The 19,236-nt window shown below is 66.2% G+C and carries 16 protein-coding genes; 5 read left to right on the top strand and 11 right to left on the bottom strand.

What is annotated here, in order from left to right; translation table 11 throughout:
- Positions 1-10 precede the first annotated feature (10 nt).
- From pdhA to BJ997_RS09805, 4 genes are all read left to right on the top strand, one after another.
- Positions 11-1,132 (top strand): pyruvate dehydrogenase (acetyl-transferring) E1 component subunit alpha, encoded by a 1,122-nt coding sequence (gene pdhA, locus BJ997_RS09790; RefSeq protein ID WP_035836742.1) that lies wholly within the window; start codon positions 11-13, stop codon positions 1,130-1,132.
- On the top strand, positions 1,129-2,139 hold the full coding sequence (locus tag BJ997_RS09795) for an alpha-ketoacid dehydrogenase subunit beta (RefSeq protein WP_183323422.1): 1,011 nt from the start codon (positions 1,129-1,131) through the stop codon (positions 2,137-2,139). The genes pdhA and BJ997_RS09795 overlap by 4 nt, the downstream gene beginning before the upstream one ends.
- A complete protein-coding gene (locus tag BJ997_RS09800; RefSeq protein ID WP_035836743.1) occupies positions 2,139-3,581 on the top strand; it encodes a dihydrolipoamide acetyltransferase family protein in 1,443 nt (480 codons plus the stop codon). Before BJ997_RS09795 ends, BJ997_RS09800 begins: the two co-directional genes overlap by 1 nt.
- Positions 3,582-3,807: 226 nt before the next feature.
- Entirely contained in the window at positions 3,808-4,149 is a 342-nt protein-coding gene (locus BJ997_RS09805) for a hypothetical protein (protein ID WP_035836744.1), read from the top strand.
- A 16-nt stretch (positions 4,150-4,165) separates the two neighbouring features.
- Here the strand turns inward: BJ997_RS09805 and BJ997_RS09810 are convergent, their stop codons facing one another.
- Positions 4,166-4,888 carry a M50 family metallopeptidase gene (locus tag BJ997_RS09810; RefSeq protein WP_035836746.1) on the bottom strand — a complete coding sequence of 241 codons (723 nt, stop codon included), beginning with the start codon at positions 4,886-4,888 and terminating at the stop codon, positions 4,166-4,168.
- A gap of 163 nt (positions 4,889-5,051) precedes the next feature.
- On the opposite strand from BJ997_RS09810, the gene BJ997_RS09815 reads away from it, so the two are divergent.
- Positions 5,052-5,702 (top strand): response regulator, encoded by a 651-nt coding sequence (locus tag BJ997_RS09815; protein WP_035836747.1) that lies wholly within the window; start codon positions 5,052-5,054, stop codon positions 5,700-5,702.
- Here BJ997_RS09815 and BJ997_RS09820 read toward each other — a convergent pair.
- From BJ997_RS09820 to glgX, 10 genes are all read right to left on the bottom strand, one after another.
- Positions 5,602-7,434 (bottom strand): sensor histidine kinase, encoded by a 1,833-nt coding sequence (locus BJ997_RS09820; protein WP_084141224.1) that lies wholly within the window; start codon positions 7,432-7,434, stop codon positions 5,602-5,604. The two genes, BJ997_RS09815 and BJ997_RS09820, sit on opposite strands and share 101 nt — an antisense overlap.
- A gap of 286 nt (positions 7,435-7,720) precedes the next feature.
- Positions 7,721-7,993 (bottom strand): hypothetical protein, encoded by a 273-nt coding sequence (locus tag BJ997_RS09825; protein WP_035836748.1) that lies wholly within the window; start codon positions 7,991-7,993, stop codon positions 7,721-7,723.
- Positions 7,994-8,108: 115 nt separating this feature from the next.
- Positions 8,109-8,894: an enoyl-CoA hydratase/isomerase family protein gene (locus BJ997_RS09830; RefSeq protein ID WP_035836749.1), complete on the bottom strand. Its 786-nt coding sequence runs from the start codon at positions 8,892-8,894 to the stop codon at positions 8,109-8,111.
- Positions 8,881-9,432 carry a hypothetical protein gene (locus tag BJ997_RS09835; protein ID WP_152602189.1) on the bottom strand — a complete coding sequence of 184 codons (552 nt, stop codon included), beginning with the start codon at positions 9,430-9,432 and terminating at the stop codon, positions 8,881-8,883. The genes BJ997_RS09830 and BJ997_RS09835 overlap by 14 nt, the downstream gene beginning before the upstream one ends.
- A 61-nt stretch (positions 9,433-9,493) precedes the next feature.
- The gene (locus BJ997_RS09840) at positions 9,494-10,021 is read right to left on the bottom strand and encodes a hypothetical protein (protein ID WP_035836752.1); all 528 of its coding nucleotides are present in this window, start codon (positions 10,019-10,021) and stop codon (positions 9,494-9,496) included.
- Positions 10,022-10,186: 165 nt separating this feature from the next.
- Positions 10,187-11,653, bottom strand: coding sequence for an HNH endonuclease signature motif containing protein (locus BJ997_RS09845; protein ID WP_183323424.1), 1,467 nt, complete (start codon positions 11,651-11,653; stop codon positions 10,187-10,189).
- A gap of 96 nt (positions 11,654-11,749) precedes the next feature.
- Positions 11,750-12,820 carry an alanine racemase gene (locus tag BJ997_RS09850; RefSeq protein WP_035836716.1) on the bottom strand — a complete coding sequence of 357 codons (1,071 nt, stop codon included), beginning with the start codon at positions 12,818-12,820 and terminating at the stop codon, positions 11,750-11,752.
- Between the two features lie 60 nt (positions 12,821-12,880).
- Positions 12,881-14,647: a malto-oligosyltrehalose trehalohydrolase gene (gene treZ / locus BJ997_RS09855; protein ID WP_035836715.1), complete on the bottom strand. Its 1,767-nt coding sequence runs from the start codon at positions 14,645-14,647 to the stop codon at positions 12,881-12,883.
- Positions 14,644-16,944, bottom strand: coding sequence for a malto-oligosyltrehalose synthase (treY, locus tag BJ997_RS21460; RefSeq protein ID WP_035836714.1), 2,301 nt, complete (start codon positions 16,942-16,944; stop codon positions 14,644-14,646). Before treY ends, treZ begins: the two co-directional genes overlap by 4 nt.
- A complete protein-coding gene (glgX, locus tag BJ997_RS09860) occupies positions 16,941-19,148 on the bottom strand; it encodes a glycogen debranching protein GlgX (protein WP_052542256.1) in 2,208 nt (735 codons plus the stop codon). The genes treY and glgX overlap by 4 nt, the downstream gene beginning before the upstream one ends.
- Between the last annotated feature and the right edge of the window lie 88 nt (positions 19,149-19,236).

Here is a 19,236-nt window from a genome sequence, read left to right on the forward strand (position 1 = left end):
CCATTGCGTCATGAGCCTCAATGTCGAGAGCACGCGGATCCCCACCGTGCTGGCACCCCCACCCCTCCGGTTGATCGATGACGCCGGCCATGCAGTCGATGACAGCCAGACCGGCGGCTTCGAACTGCCCTCCCACGAAACGCTGCTGAGCCTCTACCGGCAGATGGTCATCGCCCGCCGATTCGACGTGCAGGTCACCGCGCTCACCCGTCAAGGACGTCTCGCCACGTACCCCTCCGCGCTGGGCCAGGAGGCCTGCGAGATCGCGGCAGTGGCGTGCCTCGACGGCGGCGATTGGCTGTTCCCCACCTACCGGGACAGCATTGCCCTACTGACGCGGGGTGTGAAGCCGGAAAACATCCTCGCTTCCTTCCGTGGCGATTGGCACAGCGGCTATGACTACCACGAGCACCGCATCGCGCCCCAAGCCACCCCGCTCGCCACGCAGGCTCTGCATGCCGTGGGGTTAGCCACTGCTGCGAAGCTCAAGCGTGACAGCACAGTGGCGCTCACCCTTCTCGGCGACGGCGCCACGAGCGAGGGCGACGCGCACGAGGCGTTCAACTTCGCCGCTGTCTGGCAGGCACCCGTCGTTTTCCTGGTGCAGAACAACCAGTTCGCGATCAGCGTTCCCCTCGACAAGCAGATGGCGTGCCGCACCATCGCCGACAAGGCGATCGGCTACGGTATGCCTGGCTACTTCGTAGACGGCAACGACGTGGCCGCGATGTTCGCGGTGACCTCCGCGGCGGTCGACCATGCCCGCTCTGGCAAGGGGCCCACGTTGATCGAGGGCCTCACCTACCGCATCGAGGCGCACACCAACTCGGACGACCCGAGCCGGTACCGGAACGCCGCCGACGTCGACGTGTGGCGCGGCCGCGACCCGATCGAACGCCTCGAGAAATTCCTCGTCTCGGAGGGAGCACTCTCGGAGGCCGACCGTGCCTCCATCACCGAGGAGGCCGAAGACGTGGCCGCGGCCACTCGCGCGTGCATGACCGTCAAGGCCGTGGTCGACCCCCTCGAACTCTTCGACCATGTGTATGCGAACCCCCGCCCGGCCCTGGCCGAACAGCGGGCTGCCCTCGCCGAGGAATTAGCAGACGACGAGATGAGCGCTGAACGATGACCACACTGATACCCGGAATGGCCACCCGTACGCCGGAAACTCTCACCATGGCATCCGCCCTCAACGCCGCCATTCGTGACGCCATGGTGGAGGACCCCACCGTGGTGCTCTTCGGCGAAGACGTGGGTCCCCTCGGCGGAGTCTTTCGCGTGACCGACGGACTCTACGCCGAGTTCGGCGAAACCCGAGTGAGCGATTCGCCGCTCGCCGAGTCCGGAATCGTGGGCACCGCCATCGGCATGGCCATGTACGGCATGCGGCCCGTCGTCGAAATGCAATTCGACGCCTTCAGCTATCCGGCCTTTCAGCAGATCGTTTCGCATGTGGCGAAGATGCGTAACCGCACGCGAGGCAAGATACAGCTCCCGATCGTGATCCGCATCCCTTATGCGGGAGATATTGGCGGCGTCGAGCACCACTCCGACTCGTCAGAGGCCTATTGGACCTCGACTCCGGGCCTCACTGTCGTCTCCCCTTCGAACCCCGCCGACGCGTACTCCATGCTTCGCGAGGCCATCGCGAGCGATGACCCTGTGATCTTCATGGAGCCCAAGAGCCGGTACTGGAGCAAGGCCGAGCTCAGTCTGCCGGTGCAGACCGCTCCGATGACGAGCGCCGTCGTGGCGCGGGACGGCACCGATGTGACCCTGCTCGCCTACGGCCCTACAGTGAAAACGGCTCTCGCCACTGCCGTCCTCGGTGCCGCCGAGGGGCTGTCGATCGAGGTCATCGACCTGCGCAGCCTCTCCCCTTTCGACGATGCCACCGTGAGCGCGTCGCTCCGCAAGACCGGTCGCGTTGCCGTCGTTCACGAGGCCGCCCAGTTCGGCGGTTACGGCGCCGAAGTGGCCGCGAGACTCACCGAACGCAATTTCTTTTATCTGGCGGCGCCGATCCTGCGCATTACGGGATTCGACATCCCCTATCCCTCGCCCAAGCTCGAGGAGTATTTCCTGCCGACGCCCGACCGAATTCTGGCTGCGATCTCTCGCTGGGAGTGGAACTGATGCACAACGACTTTCTGCTGCCCGACCTCGGCGAAGGGCTCACCGAGGCCGAAATCGTCTCCTGGCTCGTGGCCCCCGGCGACACGATCCGCATCGACCAGCCCGTCGTCGAGGTGGAATCGGCCAAGTCCGTCGTGGAGTTGCCATCGCCGTTCGGTGGCATCGTCGAGAAGGTCTTCGGAGAGCCCGGCCAGACCATTCATGCCGGGCAGGTGCTGCTGACAGTATCGGATTCTGCCGAGAGCACCTCGACCGCTGCGCGCAGACCCGAAGCGGATGCCGCGGTGCCGGTCGACCCCGGAGAGAACACGGATACCACCGAATCCACGGAAACATCAGGGGCCGTGCTGATCGGCTACGGCACCACTGTGAGCACCCGGCCCGCCCGCAGGCCGCAGGTGGGCCGTTTCGGGTCACAGGCCGAGAGTCCAGTGACGGCGCCCCCGGCGCCGGCGATGACCGTGACGGCGGTACCGGCGGCGGTACCGGCGGCGGTACCTATTGCAGCGCCCTCCGATGCACCGTCACCGATCAGGCGCTCCCCTGTCGTGTCACCGCTGGTGCGCAGGCTCGCGCGGGAAAACGGTTTTGACGCGAGCCAGCTTCGTGGGAGCGGACGTGACGGGCTCGTCGTACGGGCCGACGTGGAAACCCGCGTGCGCGAGCTGAGCCCACAGACCATCCCGGTGCCCCCACCCACCACGGCCACTCTCGGTTCCGTCCCCGTGGCGATATCCGCTGGCGCTGCGGTGGAGAACGTGCGAATTCCCATCACCGGGCTGCGCAAGGTCGTGGCTCACCGGTTGGCCACCTCCCGCCGAGAGATTCCCGAAGCAACTATCTGGCTCGATGTCGACGCGACAGAGCTGTTTGTCGCTCGCGACCGACTGCTGACCGCGACTGGTGAGCGTTTCAGCGTCACCGCCCTCATCGCACGGTTCGTGCTGGCGGGCCTGCGACGTTATCCCCTGTTAAACTCCTCGGTCGACACGGCGAGCCAGGAGATTCTGCAGCACGGAGCGATAAACCTGGGAATTGCCGCACAGACCTCGCGCGGGCTCATGGTCCCCGTTGTGCACGGCGCTCACGCGATGACCACGCGGCAGTTGCGGGATTCTATTGCCGACCTCGTCGTTCATGCCGCAGACGGCACATTCGCCCCGGCGTCGCTTGCCGGCGGCACGTTCACGCTGAACAATTTCGGTGCCCTCGGCGTCGACGGGTCCGCTGCCATCATCAACCACCCCGAGGCCGCAATTCTCGGCATCGGGCGCATGATCGAGCGCCCGTGGGTCGTGAATCACGAGCTTGCCGTGCGCACGGTCGTGGAACTGTCGATGGTCTTCGACCATCGAGTCTGCGACGGCGGGACCGCGGCAGGGTTCCTCACCTTTGTGGCCCAATGCATCGAGAATCCCGTGGCACTCCTGGCAGAAGTCTGACCCGCCGGAGTCGGCGTCGGAATCGCAGGTTAACCTGCGATTCCGACGCACCCCGGCCCATGGATTCGTGACTGATCAACAGTATTGACACCCCTCGTTAAGGTGACATATATTCAATGTGTTACCCCGGACCCTGGTAGCGCGTCCACTCACCACAGCCAGGGAGTGCCATGTCCAGTACCATCAGCGCCCCCAGTCTCGTCAGAGACCCGACCGGGATCACGCCGTGACCGCCACCGAGAAGGAGCCGAGTTCCCCCGACGACCAGGTCGGCGGTCACCTTCTTCTCGAAAAAGTGGCGGCCGGTGACGCACTCGCCTTCGGCTCCCTCTATGACGCCTTCGTCGCCGAGACGTATGCCATCTGCCTGCGCAACCTGGCCAATCGGGCGGCCGCGGACCGGGGCATGGCCGCTGTCTGGACCTATATCTGGAGCCACGCCGCAGCCCTCAATCAACAGCCCGGTTCAACGAGATCCATCGTGCTGTCCACGGCGTGGGCCATCACGTCACAGCGCAGCCGCAGCCCCCTTCGTCGCCTGACCCGCAGATCCACCCAGACGCGCTAATTCCGGCCCCGGACCGCTAGGCCCCGCCCGCCGGAAGGAGGCCGAGGAACTGGACGGCGAGAATTAGGCACGCCAGGTTGACGGTGAAGAACACCCCCACCCAGATGATTCCGGGCAGATGTGTGAGCCGCGCCAGCTGGTCGGCGTCCGAGGCGCCTGCCGACCGGCGGTGACGCGACTGCTGCAGCTCGATCACGGTGCGTACGGCCCCGAGCAGGAGGAACGCGGTCAGGAGCAGTGCGAAAATGCTCTGCACACTGGGCGACCCGAACCATGACACCGTGAAAATCACAGTTCCAGTCACCGCGACGGACCAGAGGCCGAACCAATTACGAATCTGCACAAGCACCAACACGAGCGCCGCGAGCAGCGCCCAGAGCAGCCCGACGTCGTAGCCACGCCCCAGCAGCACGGCCGAGCCCAGCCCGAGCAGCGCCGGTGCCGGGTAGCCGGCGATCAGCGTGAAAACCATGCCGGGGCCTCGCGGTCGCCCGCGGCTCACCGTGAGGCCTGAGGTATCGGAGTGCAAGCGGATGCCGCTGAGCCGCCGACCGCTCAGTGTGGCGGCTGCACCGTGCCCGCCCTCGTGCACGATGGTGACGCCGTGCCGTGCAATCCGCCAGCTGCCTGGCACGAAGACGATGACAGCCGCCGCCACGATCGTGATCCACGCCGTACCAATCGGAAGCGGAGGGTGGGTTTCGATCATTCGTTCCCAAATCTCCTGCAGCACAGTCATACCCTCACCCTAGGCGGGCCGCAGCTAGAGAGGGATCCGCACGGCGCCCGTGCAGAAGTATCGGTCGTACGCATGGACTTTCGGCCCTACTGCTGGAACAACGGCCACGCGAGGATGAGTGAAGACCCCCGCACCGTGCGAGCGTGAGAATGAAAGGTCGGCCATGACGAACTCCCCGGTTCGAGTTTTCATCCTGGATGACCATGAACTCGTGCGTCGCGGCCTGCGCGAATTGCTCGAGGGTGAGGGCTTCGACGTCGTCGGAGAGGCCGGTCTGGCCCACGATGCCCTCCGTCTCATCCCGCTCGCCCGCCCCGACGTGGCCATCCTCGATGCCCGCCTGGCCGACGGCACGGGCATCGAGGTCTGCCGCACTCTCAGGTCGGGTGATCCGTCGTTCACGTGCCTGATCCTCACCAGCGACGGTGCCGAGCAGGCCCGACTCGGCGCGGCGCTAGCCGGCGCCGCCGGTTACGTGCTCAAGGAGATCTTCGGCACCGTGCTCATCGACCGAATCCATCGGGCTGCCGCAGGCGAGACCCTGTTCGACCCTCTTGTCGCCGGCAGGATCATCACCGACCTGACGACCACGAGCGCCCATGATTCTCCCCAGGCCCGGCTGACGGCACAGGAGCGCCGCGTACTCAGCCTGATGAGCAGCGGTATGACCAACCGCGAGGTGGGGAACAGCATGTTTCTGGCCGAAGCCACGGTCACAGGCTACGTGGCGTCCCTGCTGGAAAAACTTGGTTTTCAGCGTCGAAGCCGCCCTGCTGCCGCCGTGGCGATGGGCCCGGCCGGCCACCGTTCGTGACGATGGGCACCGGCGCCGACCACGACAAACGCGCTCCCTCGCCGAGCGCGCTCTTGACCTCGAACCGGCCACCGCACACGCGCGCCCGCTGACGAAGATTCTCAAGCCCGCTGCTGCGCACCGGGTCGCTGAATCCGCGGCCGTCGTCGACGATGAGCAACCTCACCCGGCCATGTTCAGCGTTCACGGAGATCTTGATCGTCGTTGCTCCCGAATGCCGGGTGACGTTGCTGAGGCCCTCAGTGATCACCGCGAGCAGATTTTCGCTCAGCGCCTCACCGAGGTCGGCGTCGATCGGCCCCGACAAGCGAATGTTGGGCGCGAATGTGAGGGAACGGGTGCCCTCGGCGATCACTTCAAGGATGCGGCTGCTCATCGTGGCGGACGTTTGCGAGGCTCCGCGCAGCGAGTAGATCGTGTCTCTCAACTCGTGAATGGTGCTGTCAAGCTCAACGGTGACCGCGGCGATCCGGTCGAGGGCCACGGGGTCATCGGTGAAGCGTCGCAGGCTCTGCATGCTGAGGCCTGCGGCGAAGAGCCGTTGAATGACCAGGTCATGCAGGTCACGGGCGATTCGGTCACGGTCCCCGAAGACGGCCTGCTGCTCTCGCATCCGGTGCACGTTGGCCAGCTCGAGCCCAAGCGCCACGTACGATCCGAACACAGCGCTCATCTCGACATCCGTCGGACTGAACGCGCCCGAACCGAGGGGCCGGGCCAGCAGGAGCACGCCCTGACCGACCCCTGGCGGGCCGAGGGCCACAAGCAGCGTTGGACCGAGCTCAGGCCACGCGCCGTTCTCTGCCGCAACTTCCGGGTCGATGACTTCACTGAGCAGGGGCAGAACCGTTGATTCCCCGGTGCTGCGCACCTCGGCGAGGGCACACGAACTCATGACAATGCTGCGACCGACGAGAGCGGATGCGCCGTCTCCGACACCCGCGGCGCAGAATACCTTTTCGGCTTCGTCGGTCGGCAATCCGATGAGGGCGAGGGAAGCCCCCGATTCGATCATGGCGCGTTGCGCCACGGTGTCGAGACCGCTTTCGCCGTCGTCGTCGAAGGACCGGAGCAGGTCGCGCGCCATATCGGCGCAGGCCTCAAGCCAGGCGCCCCGGCCACGAGCTTCCTCGAACAGCCGCGCGTTTTCGATGGCTACGCCCGCCGCCGCCGCCAGGGCAACTGCCAGCTCCTGGTCTTCAGGGGTGAAATCACCCCCGCCTTCTTTCTCGGTGAGGTAGAGATTGCCGAAGACCACGTCGCGCACTCGAACCGGAACGCCCAGGAACGACACCATTGGCGGGTGGTTCGCGGGAAAGCCCGCAGCGGATGGGTGTTGCCCGAGATCGTGGAGGCGAATCGGATGCGGTTCGCGAATCAGCAGGCCCAGGACCCCCTTGCCCACCGGCAGCGCTCCGACCTTTTCGATCGTCTGCTCGTCGAAGCCCACCGTGACAAAGTGGCTCAGGCTCTGGTCCGCCCCGATCACGCCGAGGGCACCGTACTGCGCCCGCAGTAGCGTGCACGCCGACTCGACAACGCGCTTCAGAACGGCCTCGAGGCTCAAGTCTTCAGCGATGGAGACAACCGCGCTCACGAGGCCGCGAATGCGCTCCTGGGTGAGCAGCAGCTCATCCGCTCGTGCCACGAACTCGCGCAACAGGTCTTCAATGCGCGTGCCGCTGGGGTGCAGCGCCGTCGAAAAGGGCGATTCGACCGGCTGATCTACCATGGCAAGCTTCCGTACCTTCGTCGAACCGCGGCACGATCGTCGCGCTGCGATGGGGCTGACACTTCCTGCCACTACCTTGGCATGGAAGTTGTACCCCCAGCGACGTTTCCCGCAACGGTGAAGCGCCGGTCAGGCAGAGGTCACTCCACTCGAACGGGAACCAGGCTCACCTGCGTGCGCTCACACCCCGTGCACCTGATCAGGTAGACCGGCAGCGAGGTTCGCTGGGAGTGCGCCGGATTGGGAGTCAGTCGAGCCTGTGAACGGCAGTACGGGCAGGTGAAAGTCATGAAAGCGCCTTTCTGATCATCGGCGTGGCGAGGCTCGCCACGGCACGCTCAAACGTGGAGAACACTGACCGTTCGCTGAGGCGGAAGTTCGAGACCTCGAAGGAATCGTCAAACCGCTCAATGAAACCGAAGATGGCTCGCGGGTCGCCCGCGGCAATGGTGCGATCACAGACCCGCCACTGCGTGCGGGACAGCTCGGTGACGCCGATCTCACGGCCTCGCGTGTCGACATCCGCACAGGAGCTGAGTCGATCTCGTGTCTGGGTCATGACTCTAGAATTGCGGGCCAACGGCGAGCGGGACAGGGCCTAAAGTCACCTCGTGTTGCCCCCTCGCCAAACATACCTGCAGCCGGTTTTTCTCAGGCCACCAAGAGGGCCTCCGCTAGGACGGAGCGGCCACTCGCGGCCGCTTTTTGCGTGCGAGGAAGGCGTCCATCCTGGCGAACTTCGCGGGCGACTCGAACAGGATCGCCTGCGCCGCGTTGTCGACAATAGGATGTGCCTCCGCCGGGGCGTGGAAGACCTCTTTCGCCAGCCGGGTGGCCAGGGGATCCTGCGCTCCAATGCGATCGGCGAGGGCGTGTGCGGCCGCGAGCAGATCCGCCGGTTCGTGAATTTCCGTGACGAGGTGCACCGCGAGCGCCTCCTCGGCTCCGAGGACGCGCCCGGCGAGGATGATTTGCTTTGCAACGGGTTCGCCGACGAGCTGTTGCAGCCGCCACAGGGCGCCGGCAGCCGGGAGAATTCCCAGCGCGGTCTCGGGGTTGCCGAGGCGCACCGTCGTCGATGCTATTCGGAAGTCCGCGGCGTAGGCCAATTCGGCTCCCCCACCAAGCGCCCAGCCATCGAGTGCAGCGATGACGGGCATGGGCAGGCGCGCAATGCGCGAAAAGAGGCCCGAGTTGATCCCCTTCAGGGCGTCGGCACTTCGACGCTCCCTCAGCTGCGCGATGTCGGCGCCAGAGGCGAAGACTCCGTTGCTGCCGGAGAGGATGAGCATGAGCGGATGCCGCTCAAGCTCATCGCACACGGCGTGCAGCTCATCGATCATGGTCTGGTCGATGGCATTGCGCACGTCAGGGCGATTCAGCTGCACATGCAGGCGATCGACACCGCGTTCGATGAGCAGAGTCGTTGGCGCGCCAGCCACGGGCTTAGAAGAAGTCATCGGGGGTGCCGGCCGCTTTGGTGACCTCGTCGGTGCCTACGCGGGCGGCGTTCAGTTTTGCCATGGCGACCCGGAGGCCGGACTCCATCTGGGCGGACCACACTTCGATCTCGCGACGAGCCACATCCGCCGCATCCGCCCGTGCCAGGGCCTTTTCCTTTTCGGCACGCTCGTTTTTGACCTGCTGGATACTCAGCGTGATGCCGTAGTACGCGGCCACCATGGAGGCGATGGGCGTGGCGATCACAGCGAGAGCGTTGATGCTCTCACTCGAGACGCCGACAATGATCATCACGATGAAGGCGAGGGCGAGGGCCCCCATACCCACGAGAACCACGAGGGCCATGTTCTGCGGCCTGACGCCCCTCACCACGGATGCCGCCGCCCCATCGCGAGGCGCGGTCGGCACCGTAGTTACCGAGGGCGTGAGAGTCGGCACCGCGCCGGTGGGTGGCCCTGCGGGCTGGCCGAGGTTGAGCACCTTCGTCTCGGCCTCAGACGGTGTGCGGGTGGGCTTCGCTGTGGGCAGGTCAGTCATGTAGTACTCCGTCATCCGTGTGGTGTCCGTCGCCCCATTGTGGTGCGCGGTGCGCAGTGGGTCAAGAAAGGGGCGGGTCGGATTCGCTCAGAAAGACACGCTTGTACGTGCGGCCGTCCGGCAGTTGCACAGTCTGGCTCGACAGCTTGCCGCGAGACACCTGCAGGTATACGGCCTGCGCGCTGACGCCCAGTCGCGCGGCGGCCTCGGCCACGGACAGCCCGGGCAAGTCTGTCGGCACGCTGCTCGGCCGTGCCGATCGCTTGCGCCCAGCCAGCAACCTTGCGGCAATCTCCTCGTCGGTGCCCGACCAACGCCAGCGCGCAGCGGCGGGCTTGAGCCCGGAGGCGTCGGCGATCTCGTCCCAGCCCACGCCCTCAGCCAGAGCCTCGCGCACGCTGGTGAGCGTCACCTGGTCGGCCTCGAGCTGGTGCAGCAGCCGACGAACGGCGCGCAACCGATCGAGAGGGGTCGATGCGGGAGCACGAGCACTGTCAGCCACGGCCAGCAGGCCAGCGAGTGCGTTGACCGAGGCGAGTGCGGCACGGGTCTCTGGGGCGAGAAAATCGTTCACAACGGAACGGACCATCTGGCGTGCCACCTTTCACAACGGGTGCATTCATCTTGTCAGACCGCGGGCGCCGTGCGGTTTCCTGCAATCTCGCAACCCTGCACAGGGAAGAGTTCTCTCGAGCACAAAGCCCTAGCCAGCACAGAGCCCTAGCCAGCACAAAGCCCTAGCCAGCACAGAGTTCTAGCCCGATGCGGAGCTGGCCGTATTGGCGCGGTGGGTGGCGGCGGGACGCCAGGTGCGGGTGGGGTCGAAGAGTACCGGGCCTCGCACCTCGGGTCGGCCTCGCACCATGCGGATTTCCCATCCGGAGGTGTCGATGGTGGCGTGGTGGTACCAGCAGAGCAAAGTTCCGTTGTCTATGTCGGTCTTTCCGTGGTGCTGCCACGGGATCACGTGGTGAACTTCGCACCACGCGGCCGCTACCGTGCACCCCGGTATGACACATCCGCCGTCCCTCGCGGCGATGGCCCGGCGCTGGGCGGTGGTGAAGAACCGCTTCTTTTCACCCAGCCGCAGTACCTCGCCGTCTTCGCCGAGGAACACGTTCTGGTAGCCGCCGGCGCACATCTTCTGCCTCACGGTGCGGAGTGAGATCGGCGCCTCGACCCCGTCGACCCACCCGACACCGGTCCCGCTCTTCAAATCTTTGGCGTTTACGTGCACCATCACCACGGGTGCCGCCCCTCCCATAGTGGGCGTCTTCGCGTCGCGCGCCTTCGACTCAAACACGCCCCGGAGGATGTCCGCTCGTTTCTCACCGCCGGTGCGCGGGTCGTCGAATTCTTCCGCCCCGGGAATCAGCTCCCCGGCCTCGATCAGGGCCTGCTGCTCTTCACTCGGAAACGCGGGAGCGGCGTGGGCCGAAAGGAACGTGTTGAAGATACCGTCCATGATGCCCTTGAGTTCCGGCGTCACCCCGCCCCGCAGCGGATACAGGCCGGCCTTGAACCGGCCAAACCCGACGGTGCTCTTCGCCGCCGTCGCATCGTCACTGGGGGCGGCGCCGTCGGGGTCGAGGCGGGCTTCCCATTCGTGGGCCTGCGCCCGGATCAGGTCGGCGGAGAACGCGATCCCCGCCCCCGGCAGTCCCTCGGTCTCGGGCGTGATCGCTCCCGTCGCCGACGCCACCAGCGCCCGCTCCGCGCGATCCAAAACCTCCGGAGCAACCCGCCGCGACAGCGGCTCGAGGGCCGTCACAATCACCTCCGCCGCATCCACCCCCAACTCACCCGACGCGAGCCCCTCGGCGACCGCCGGATGTTGCACCGGGATCTCCTGCCCGAGCAGCCCGCTGGCGGAGTGGGCCGCGCCGCTGACCAGGCCGCCGAGCCGCATCCGCCGCTTCGCTTCCGAACCCGAGATGCGTGTCACGGCGGTGATCAACTCGTACTTACCGCGGCACCCGTTCTTATACGCCAGCGACTCATGACCCAACGCCGAATCCGCCCGCGCCGCCACATCTGTCGCCGACGCCACCCTCGCCCCATCCGCCCGGCGCCCCAGCTTCTCCACCGCCGCCATCACGGCCAGAGCCTCATCCCCGGTGAACTGCTGGAAATTCACCTCCGCCAACGCAGCAGCTACCGAGGCGTCTGCCCTCTCCAGTAGGGCGACCACCTCGGAACCTGACTTCTGCATCGTTAACATGCCCCCATTCTCCCATTAATCGAACACAAAAGCGAGAAAAACTCACGAGTAGCATTTATAGAATCGTAATTTATTTCGACTAGTTCGAACCGCGAATCAGATGTTGCGGCCACGCGCGTCTACAGGCCACGTGGCGACGATCTGGCCCTCCCGCATCACCACATATGCGTCGGCGAGGTTCACGGCGTTGCAGACGTGGTTGGGCACGACACGCAGTCGGGTACCGGGAGCGCACTCGAGACCGGTGATCGTGACGTGGTGTTCGGAGATCGCCGACAGCCGAGCCTCGGGGTGGTCGAGCAGCCGGCCGAAGCCGGTGGAGAAGGCTCCGCGGTCGGCGGCGAGCGCCTTGCTTCCGGCGTCGGCCACCACGCGCTCGGGAGTGCGCGACACCACTGTCGCCAGCACCGTGAGCGCAATGGACTCTGGCGAACACGTGCCCAGTTCCCACTGCTGGGCGTCACCGAAGACATAGACGCCGGGCCGCAGGTCCGTGAGAACCGAGGCGTCCGCGAACTCGACCGACGGCGTTGAACCGCCGCTGACGATACGCGCCGTGATTCCCTCGCCTGCCAGGGCTGCCACGGCCGCTGCCAGCGCATGCATCTCATCCGCTGCGGCCGCCTGACGTTTCTCCGGGGAATAGCTGTGGCCGGGAAAGGTGAAGACCCCCACCACGTCGAGCCCCAGCCCGGCCGCGGCCGACGCCACGTGCCCGGCTTCAGCCGCGGACACCCCGCTGCGATGATGACCGGAATCGATCTCGACGAGCACCGAGAGGCGATTCGTGAGTCCCTCCGTGCCGCTGGCGAGTCTGGCGGCACCCTCCACGGAATCGATTCCAATCAGGAGGGGTGTGATCTGAAGAATCTCTCGCAGGCGCCGGGCCTTATCGTCGTCCAGCCAGAGCGGGTAGGCGATGAAGATGTCAGTCATGCCGGCCGTGGCAAAGACCTCCGCCTCGGAGATCGTCGCGACGGTAATGCCGATCGCCCCCGCAGCCACCTGCCGCCGCGCGATCTCCACGGATTTGTGCGTCTTCACGTGCGGGCGCAGGGCGAGCCCGGCGCGCGCCGCGAAAGCGGCCATACCGGCGATGTTGTCGTCGAGGCGCTCCTCATCGATGACGAGCGACGGGGTGGGAACGTTCTGAGCAGCGGTAGACACAGTTCCAGCCTACTGAGCACGTGACGTCACGCGCCCAGAGTCCTAACGCGCGCGAATCGGTCAGGACGGCCCGAGTACAACAACAGCGTGGCCGGCGAGCACAATCGATTCCGAGTCACGCCGCAAAACCGCGGTGCCGTCCGTTGCGAAGGCGATCAGCACGGGTCCAACACTCGCTGGCAGGGACTGCGGCGAGGCCCCAAAGTTGACCAGAATTCGAGTCTGGCCGCGCCGTAGCCGCAACCAGGCATCCGCTTCGCTGAATTCAACGGTGGTGCGGGTGAAACGGGGATCGGTCACATCTGGATTCGACCGGCGGACGGCGGCGAGGGCGCGATAAAACTCGAGAATGCGTGCGTGCAGCGGATGCGTGACCTCGTGCCAGTCGAGCTTGGAACGTTCGAACGTGGCGGGATCCTGTGGATCGGGCACCACGGACGGGTCCCAGCCCATGCGCGCGAACTCCGCGATGCGCCCCCGGGCCGTCGCCTCGCCGAGCTCGGGCTCGGGGTGCGAGGTGAAGAACTGCCAGGGCGTGCTCGCGCCCCATTCCTCCCCCATGAAGAGCATTGGAGTGTACGGTCCCAGCAGCGTGAGCGTGGCGGCGATGGCGAGCTGCCCGGCATCCAGTTGGGCGGCGAGTCGGTCGCCGACGGCACGGTTGCCGATCTGATCGTGGTTTTGGGAGGAGACGACGAGGCGCCAGGTCGGCATCCGCTCGGTGTCAATCGGTCGCCCGTGCACCCGTCCTCGAAAGCTTGAATAGGTTCCGTCGTGTAAGAACCCGGCCCTGAGCACTTTTGCGAGGGCGCCAAGAGGTTCAAAGTCCGCGTAATACCCCGTGGTCTCTCCCGTGAGAGCCACGTGAACGGCGTGGTGGAAGTCGTCGCTCCACTGCCCGTCGAGCCCGTAGCCGTTGGCCTCCCGCGGAGTGATGAGACGCGGGTCGTTGAGGTCGGATTCGGCCACGAGGCTGAGGGGTCGCCCGGTCGCCGCGCTGAGGGCGGCCACCTCCACGGCGAGTTCCTCGAGCAAGTGGATGGCGCGGTGGTCGCGGAGGGCGTGCACGGCGTCGAGGCGCAGCCCGTCCACGTGGTACTCGCCCAGCCACATCAGCGCATTGTCGATGATGTACCGGCGAACCGGCCCGGAGTCGGCGCCGTCGAGGTTGAGTGAGGATCCCCAGGTGGTACCGGCCTCCATGCTGAGGTAGGGACCGAACTGCGGCAGATAGTTGCCACTCGGGCCGAGGTGGTTGTACACGACGTCCTGGATCACGCCGATGTTGGCGGCGTGGCAGGCGTCGACGAACCGCTGGTAGGCCGCCGGCCCGCCGTACCCCTCGTGCACGGCGTACCAGAGCACACCGTCGTAGCCCCAGTTGTGCGCGCCGTTGAAGGCGTTCACCGGCAGAACTTCGATGAAGTCGACGCCGATCGATGCGAGGTGCGGCAACCGGGTGACGGCCGCGTCGAGCGTTCCCTCCGGTGTGAAGGTGCCCACGTGCATTTCGTAGATGGTGCTGCCGGCGAGCTGTCGCCCGGTCCAGCCCGTGTCGGCCCAGACATGGTCGGCCGGTTCGAAGGTGCGGGAGAGTTCGTGGACGCCCGACGGCTGGCGGCGAGAGCGCGGGTCGGGAAACGTTCCGCCGTCGTCGACGCGAAAACCGTAGTCCACGTCGAGGCTCGTCACGACGGATGCCCCCGGTCGCCACCAATCGTCATCGCCCCGTCGCATCTCGTGCGCGGTCTCCTGCCCATTCACGCGCAGCACGAGGTGCACCTCTCGCGCTGTCGGTGCCCACACCGCGAAGCGCTCGTCGATCATGATCTGGTCCCTTCGTGCGCCAAGAGGGCGACTGGGTAGCGTCCGAGCAGATCGGACACGGGCAACACGCCGCCCGGGAATCGTTCGCCGGTGAGAACGTTCACGTACGGGCGCTCGGCGAGCACAATCCTCGTGTCGCGCCAGCCTCCGGCGGATTCGAGGCCGACCGGCAGCCGGGTCGCCACCGTGACGGCCCCGCCGCGGTCGAAGGCAACCACGTGGTGCGCCGCTGCGCCGAATGCCGCCACGGGCGCGTACCGGGTGAAGAGACCGGGCCGGTCCCGGCGCAGGCGCAGCGCCCTTGTGGTGACAAGCAGCTTGGCGGCGCCGGTCTCGTCCACGGGCGGCAGCCATCCGCTGTCGACGCGCGCCAGGAAGTCGCGCCGCACATCGAAGTCGACCGCACGTCGATTGTCGGGGTCTACGAGCGACAGCTCCCAGAGTTCGCTGCCCTGGTACACGTCGGGCACGCCGGGCGCCGTGAGCTGCAGGAGCTTGGCTGCGAGGGAGTTGCTCCAGCCCGCCTGCCGCACGCGCCCGACGAACGCTGCGATCAGGCCGCGCAGGTCGTCGTCGTCATGGGTCGCCGTGACGAGGCGTCGCAGGGCCGTCTCGAAGGCTGCGTTCGGGGCAGTCCACGTGGTCGATGTGCCGGCCTCACGCGCGGCCTTCTCGGCGTATGCGCCGAGGCGTTCCGGCGAGATCGGCCAGGCCCCCACGACGGCCTGCCAGAACAGGTTCTCGAACGGCGGGTCATCGAGCGGTGCCGCGGCGCGAAGCACGTCGAGGGTTTGTTCCCACTCTGCCGGAATCTCCGCGAGCACGTCGAGGCGGGCCCGCACGTCTTCGCCGCGCTTGGTGTCGTGGGTCGACAGGGTGGTCATCGACGCGGGGAAGGCCGCCAGCCTGTGCTGCTGTCGACGGTGAAACTCCGTTGCGTCGATGGCGAATTCGTCGGGGTCGGCGCCCACCTCGTTGAGCGAGGTCAGCCGGCTGAAGCGGTAGTAGGCGGTGTCTTCGACGCCCTTGGCCATCACCATGCCCGAAGTCTGCTGGAAACGCACGGCAATCGGATGCCGCGGATCGAGCAGCGCGGGTAGCAGCCGGCCGATCTCTCTGCCGAGTTCGGGCCGGTGGCTCACGGCAAGCCGGGCGGATTCGTGCAGCTCGTGTGCGCCGAGTGGAAGGTACGACCGATAGACCGGAAAGCAGGCGAGCAGCTCTGCCAGAGCGTCCGCAGTGTCATCCGACGGCTCCTCCACGAGCCGGGCGAGCCGCAGCACCTCCGAGCGCAAGATACCGTCGGCGATCACGCGCTTGTTGTCGTGCACCAGGTCGGCCCACACCGGCGGCACACCGTGCAACCGGGCTTCCAGGGCGTCGAGGGTTTCCCGCCCGGCCGGGTCCACGAGAACGCGGTCGAATTCGGCGAGGGCGTCGTAGCCCGTGGTTCCGGCGACGGACCAGCTCGTGGGCAGTTGTTCGTCGCCCTCGAGGATCTTCTCCACGAGCACGTACGCGCCGCCCGTGGCCTCGCGCAGCCGGTCGAGGTAACGGCTCGGATCGGCGAGCCCGTCGGGGTGGTCGACCCGCAGGCCGTCCACGAGGCCCTCCCGCACCCAACGCACGATCTCGGCGTGCGATTCGTCGAACACCCAGGGAATCTCGGCGCGAAGTCCGGCGAGGCTGTTCACGGCGAAGAATCGACGATAGTTCAGTTCGGCGTCGGCTCGGCGCCAGTTCACGAGCTCGTAGTGCTGCCGCGCGTGGATGGTGGCAGCGGTTGCCCCGTCCGCCGCGGTGCCCGGCGCTATGGGGTACCGATTGTCGTAGTAGTGCAGCTCGTCGCCCACGAGCACGAGCCGGTCGAGCTCGTCGGGTGCGTCCCCGAGCACCGGAATGCGCAGTCTGCCGCCGCCGAAGGACCAGTCAACGTCGAAGGCCTCCGCGTAGCGCGAGCCTTCCCCGTGGCGCAGCAGGTCCCACCACCAGGAGTTCTGCGCCGGGGTGGCCACTCCCATGTGGTTCGGCACGATGTCGACGAGCACGCCCCGCCCCGCATCCGCCGCTGCCCTCGCCAGCCGGGCGAGGCCTGCCGTCCCCCCACGAAGAGGGTCGATGCGAGAGTGGTCGACCACGTCGTAGCCGTGGTCGGAGCCGGTCTCCGCCTGAAGCAGCGGCGAGAGATAGATCCAGTCCGCGCCGAGGCTCGTGGCGTATTCGACGACGCCCGCCGCCGCCACCAGGTCGAATGACTCGCGTATCTGCAGCCGGTAGGTCGAGACCGGAACTCTCACTGCACGAACCCGTGGCGGGTCTGCAGCGTGGGCAACGTGATCGTGCCCGTGAGACTCGCGAGCGAGGCGGCCACCGAGTGGTCGGGTGCCGAAACGGGCGGCGTATAGGCCCGGAGCACGACGAGGGACCGGGATGCGATCGTTTGGATGGCGCCCGCCGGCCGTGGAATCTCATCGGCTCCCTCCCCGGCGGTGTCAACCACGATTTCCCATTCCGCCGCGTATTCTTCGGGCGGCAGGGTGAATTCCACGTCGTCGGCATCGGCGTTGAAGCAGAGCAGGAAATTAACGTCGGTGATCTCGTGCCCACGAGCGTCGCGCTCACGGATGCCCTGTCCGTTGAGAAACTTGACCACCATGCGGGCGCGGTTTTCGTCCCAGTCCTCCGGCTGCATCTCTTCACCGTCGGCGTTGAGCCACACGATGTCGGGGAGCGACTCCCCCGCCACACGCCTGCCCGGACGCCCGTCGAAGAACCTGCTGCGGCGAAAAGTGGGGTGGTCACGTCGGAGGCGCGAGATGGCCGCCGTGAACTCGATCAGGGGCTGATCGGCCTCATCCCAGTGAATCCAGCTGATCGGCGAATCCTGCGCGTACGTGTTGTTATTGCCCGTCTGCGTGCGGCCGAGCTCGTCGCCATGCAGCAGCATGGGCACACCCTGGGACAGGAGGAGGGTGGCCAGGAAGTTGCGGTGCTGACGCGCACGGAGGGCGCGGACTTCCGGATCCGTCGTGGGACCCTCGACACCGGAATTCCAAGAGCGGTTGTGGGATTCGCCGTCCTGGTTGTCCTCGCCGTTGGCCTCGTTGTGCTTGTCGTTGTAGGACACCAGGTCGGCCAGGGTGAACCCGTCGTGGGCGGTGACGAAGTTGATCGATGCCACCGGCCGGCGGCCGGAATGTTCGTAGAGGTCGGCAGACCCGGCGATACGGCTCGCGAATTCGCCGAGCGTCGACGGCTCGCCGCGCCAGAAGTCGCGAACGGTATCCCGGTACTTGCCGTTCCATTCCGACCACTGGGACGGGAAATTCCCGACCTGATATCCACCGGGGCCCACGTCCCAAGGCTCGGCGATCAATTTCACCTGCGACACGATGGGGTCCTGCTGCACGAGCTCAAAGAAGGTGGACAACTTGTCGACGTCGTAGAGGTCCCGTGCCAAAGCCGAGGCCAGGTCGAATCGGAAGCCGTCGACGTGCATCTCCGTGGCCCAGTAACGCAGGGAGTCCATGATGAGCTGGAGCACGTGCGGATGCCGCACGTTGAGGGTGTTGCCGGTCCCCGTGTAGTCCATGTAGTACTGCTTGTCATCGTCCATCAGACGGTAGTAGGCCTCGTTGTCGATGCCCTTGAACGACAGGGTCGGACCGAGGTGGTTGCCCTCCGCGGTGTGGTTGTACACGACGTCCAGGATCACTTCAATGCCGGCGGCGTGCAGGCTGCGCACCATGCCCTTGAATTCCTGCACCTGCTGGCCCAGGTCGCCCGTGGACGAATACGTGTTGTGCGGGGCGAAAAACCCGATCGTGTTGTAACCCCAATAGTTGTTCAGGCCTTGGTCCACGAGCGTGCTGTCGTTGACGAACTGGTGCACGGGCATCAGCTCGACCGCCGTGACGCCGAGTTTTTGCAGGTGGTCGATAACGGAGGGGTGCGCCACGCCGGCGTAGGTTCCGCGCTGTGACTCTGGCACGGCCTGCTGCAGCTGGGTCAGGCCCTTCACATGCGCCTCGTAGATGAGAGTCTGGTTGTACGGCGTGCGCAACGGGCGGTCACCGGCCCAGTCGAAGAAGGGGTTCACGACCACGCCGAGCATCATATGAGAGCCGGAGTCATCGTCATTTCGGGAATCCGGGTCGCCGAAGTTGTAGGAGTACAGCGAAGGGTCCCAATCGATTGCGCCGCAGGTTGCTTTGGCGTAGGGATCCAGCAGTAATTTGTTCGGGTTGGCTCGGTTGCCCGCTGTGGAGTCCCCGTCGCCATAGACTCGGTAACCGTAGCGCTGGCCCGGCTGGGCAAGGGGCAGGTAGCAATGCCAGATATAGGCTGACGACTCGCGGATCTCGACGCGGGTCTCCACCCCCAGGTCGTCGATGAGACACAGCTCGACGCGGGTCGCTGCTTCGCTGAACAGAGCGAAGTTTGTTCCGCTCCCGTCAAACGTCGCGCCGAGCGGATAGGCGGTTCCTGGCCAGGTTTCCATGAGACTCCTCGAAATGGAGATCGGACGTGGGACACCCCTGGTGCCCTTCCAGTACGCTACCTCCTTCGGGACACATTCCCGACCGTGT

The sequence above is a fragment of the Cryobacterium roopkundense genome (assembly GCF_014200405.1).
In the GTDB taxonomy this organism is placed as follows: domain Bacteria; phylum Actinomycetota; class Actinomycetes; order Actinomycetales; family Microbacteriaceae; genus Cryobacterium; species Cryobacterium roopkundense.

What these genes read in the sequence shown, in the direction of transcription:
- glgX (WP_052542256.1), bottom strand. Translation starts at nt 19,148, where the DNA reads ATGGAAACCTGGCCAGGAACCGCCTATCCGCTCGGCGCGACGTTTGAC.
- BJ997_RS09840 (WP_035836752.1), bottom strand. Translation starts at nt 10,021, where the DNA reads ATGGTCCGTTCCGTTGTGAACGATTTTCTCGCCCCAGAGACCCGTGCC.
- BJ997_RS09800 (WP_035836743.1), top strand. Translation starts at nt 2,139, where the DNA reads ATGCACAACGACTTTCTGCTGCCCGACCTCGGCGAAGGGCTCACCGAG.
- BJ997_RS09825 (WP_035836748.1), bottom strand. Translation starts at nt 7,993, where the DNA reads ATGACCCAGACACGAGATCGACTCAGCTCCTGTGCGGATGTCGACACG.
- treZ (WP_035836715.1), bottom strand. Translation starts at nt 14,647, where the DNA reads ATGATCGACGAGCGCTTCGCGGTGTGGGCACCGACAGCGCGAGAGGTG.
- pdhA (WP_035836742.1), top strand. Translation starts at nt 11, where the DNA reads ATGAGCCTCAATGTCGAGAGCACGCGGATCCCCACCGTGCTGGCACCC.
- BJ997_RS09810 (WP_035836746.1), bottom strand. Translation starts at nt 4,888, where the DNA reads ATGACTGTGCTGCAGGAGATTTGGGAACGAATGATCGAAACCCACCCT.
- BJ997_RS09830 (WP_035836749.1), bottom strand. Translation starts at nt 8,894, where the DNA reads ATGACTTCTTCTAAGCCCGTGGCTGGCGCGCCAACGACTCTGCTCATC.
- BJ997_RS09835 (WP_152602189.1), bottom strand. Translation starts at nt 9,432, where the DNA reads ATGACTGACCTGCCCACAGCGAAGCCCACCCGCACACCGTCTGAGGCC.
- BJ997_RS09815 (WP_035836747.1), top strand. Translation starts at nt 5,052, where the DNA reads ATGACGAACTCCCCGGTTCGAGTTTTCATCCTGGATGACCATGAACTC.
- BJ997_RS09820 (WP_084141224.1), bottom strand. Translation starts at nt 7,434, where the DNA reads ATGGTAGATCAGCCGGTCGAATCGCCCTTTTCGACGGCGCTGCACCCC.
- BJ997_RS09845 (WP_183323424.1), bottom strand. Translation starts at nt 11,653, where the DNA reads ATGTTAACGATGCAGAAGTCAGGTTCCGAGGTGGTCGCCCTACTGGAG.
- BJ997_RS09795 (WP_183323422.1), top strand. Translation starts at nt 1,129, where the DNA reads ATGACCACACTGATACCCGGAATGGCCACCCGTACGCCGGAAACTCTC.